The organism is Pseudomonas sp. CG7 (genome assembly GCF_023701885.1).
Taxonomy (GTDB): domain Bacteria; phylum Pseudomonadota; class Gammaproteobacteria; order Pseudomonadales; family Pseudomonadaceae; genus Aquipseudomonas; species Aquipseudomonas zanjanensis.
On the sequence record NZ_JABAEE010000168.1, the window covers coordinates 1 to 2356 of the forward strand.

3 protein-coding genes are annotated in these 2356 nt (G+C 60.3%); all 3 read right to left on the reverse strand.

What is annotated here, in order from left to right:
* The coding region (locus HGO40_RS30370; RefSeq protein WP_250966047.1) for an amino acid ABC transporter ATP-binding protein at positions 1-692 on the reverse strand (692 nt) is incomplete at its 3' end.
* Between the two features lie 10 nt (positions 693-702).
* Positions 703-1800 carry an amino acid ABC transporter permease gene (locus tag HGO40_RS30375; protein ID WP_186705160.1) on the reverse strand — a complete coding sequence of 366 codons (1098 nt, stop codon included), beginning with the start codon at positions 1798-1800 and terminating at the stop codon, positions 703-705.
* Between the two features lie 10 nt (positions 1801-1810).
* A partial coding sequence (locus HGO40_RS30380; protein ID WP_250966048.1) for an ABC transporter permease subunit occupies positions 1811-2356 on the reverse strand: 546 nt, incomplete at its 5' end.

Consider the following 2356-nt stretch of genomic DNA (forward strand, 5'->3'; position numbering starts at 1 on the left):
GCCTGTTCGACGATTTCACCCTTGTCCATGAAGATCACGCGGTTGGCCACGGTGCGGGCGAAGCCCATCTCGTGGGTCACGCAGAGCATGGTCATGCCGTCTTCGGCCAGGCCGATCATGGTGTCCAGCACCTCTTTCACCATCTCTGGGTCGAGTGCCGAGGTCGGTTCGTCGAACAGCATGATTTTCGGCTTCATGCACAGGGCACGGGCAATGGCCACACGCTGTTGCTGACCGCCCGAGAGCTGGCCCGGATACTTGTGCGCCTGCTCTGGAATGCGTACGCGCTCCAGGTAATGCATGGCGATTTCCTCGGCCTTGCGCTTGGGCATCTTGCGCACCCACATCGGCGCCAGGGTGCAGTTCTGCAGGATGGTCAGGTGCGGGAACAGGTTGAAGTGCTGGAACACCATGCCGACTTCACGGCGGATCGCTTCGATCTGCTTGAGGTCGTTGGTCAACTCCACGCCATCGACCACGATGCGACCCTGCTGGTGCTCTTCCAGGCGGTTGAGGCAGCGGATAGTCGTGGACTTGCCGGAACCCGACGGGCCGCACAGCACGATACGCTCGCCCTGCTTGACGTTCAGGTTGATGTCTTTCAACACGTGGAACTGGCCGTACCACTTGTTCACGCCCTGCATCTGAATAATGCCTTCAGGGCTCACAGGCTGTTTGATCGCTTCACTCATGAGTCAACTCCTAACGCTTGTGGCCAGTGTCCAGCTTGCGTTCCAAATGCATGGAATAGCGGGACATACCAAAACAGAAAATCCAGAACACCAGGGCGGCAAACACATAGCCTTCAGTGGCCATGCCCAGCCATTTCGGGTCGGCGGCAGCTTGTTTCACGCTGTTGAGCAGGTCGAACAGACCGATGATGATCACCAGGCTCGTGTCCTTGAACAGTGCAATGAAGGTGTTGACGATCCCCGGGATCACCATCTTCAGTGCCTGTGGAAGGATCACCAGGCCCATGCTGCGCCAGTAACCCAGGCCCATCGCCGCGGCCGCTTCGTATTGCCCCTTCGGAATGGCTTGCAGGCCGCCGCGCACCACTTCGGCCACATAGGCCGACTGGAACAGGATCACCCCGATCAATGCCCGCAGCAGCTTGTCGAAGTTCATGCCTTCGGGCAGGAACAGCGGCAGCATCACCGACGACATGAACAGCACCGTGATCAACGGCACACCGCGCCAGAACTCGATGAAGGTCACGCAGACCACGCGGATCGCCGGCATGTTCGAGCGCCGGCCCAGGGCCAGGACGATGCCCAGCGGCAGAGCACCGACGATACCGACGGTGGCGATCACCAACGTCAGCATCAGGCCGCCCCACTGGCTGGTCGCCACGGTATCCAGACCGAAAACGCCACCGTGCAGCAGGCACCAGGCAATGATCGGGTACAGCACCAGGAAGCTGAGGCCGTAGATCGCCTTGCGCGGGAAGCGCGAGATGAACAGCGGCGCCACACCCAGCACTGCCGCCCACACGGTCAGGTCTACGCGCCAGCGCAGGCCCGTCGGGTAATAGCCGTACATGAACTGGCCGAAACGCTGTTGGATGAACACCCAGCAGGCGCCCTCCTTGGTGCAATCGGCCTGGGTGGTGCCGACCCAGTTGGCATCGAGGATAGCCCAACCGAGGATCGGTGGAACTATCAGGTAGATCAGGTAGAACGCGAACAACGTCAGCAGCGTGTTGAGCCAGCTGGAGAACATGTTCGCGCGCATCCATGCCACCGGCCCGAACACTTTGCTCGGTGGCGGCATATCAGGTTTGAAAGTATGGGATGTCATGCGCTTTTCCTCACCGCTCGATCAGCGCAATGCGCTTGTTGTACCAGTTCATCAGCAAGGAAATGCTGATACTGATCGCCAGGTACACACTCATGGTGATCGCGATCACCTCGATGGCCTGACCGGTCTGGTTCAACACCGTGCCAGCAAACAGCGAAACCATTTCCGGGTAACCGATACCGGCAGCCAGGGAAGAGTTTTTCGCCAGGTTCAGGTATTGGCTGGTCAACGGCGGGATGATCACACGTAGGGCTTGCGGGATGATCACCTTGCGCAGGGTCGGACCGTTGCGCAGGCCCAGCGAGTGGGCCGCCTCGGTCTGGCCATGGCTCACGGACTTGATGCCCGAGCGCACGATCTCGGCGATGAACGCCGCGGTGTACACGGTCAAGGCCAGGGTCAAGGCCAGCAGCTCAGGGATCAATACCCAGCCACCGACGAAGTTGAAGCCCTTGAGCTGCGGCATTTCCCAATGCACGGGCGCGCCGAAGATCAGTGCGCACACCGCCGGGATCACCAGGAACAGCGCCAAGCCGACCCAGAATTTATGGAACGG

Excerpts from the sequence above, each read along its gene's own strand:
- HGO40_RS30375 (WP_186705160.1), bottom strand. The coding sequence starts at position 1,800 with ATGACATCCCATACTTTCAAACCTGATATGCCGCCACCGAGCAAAGTG.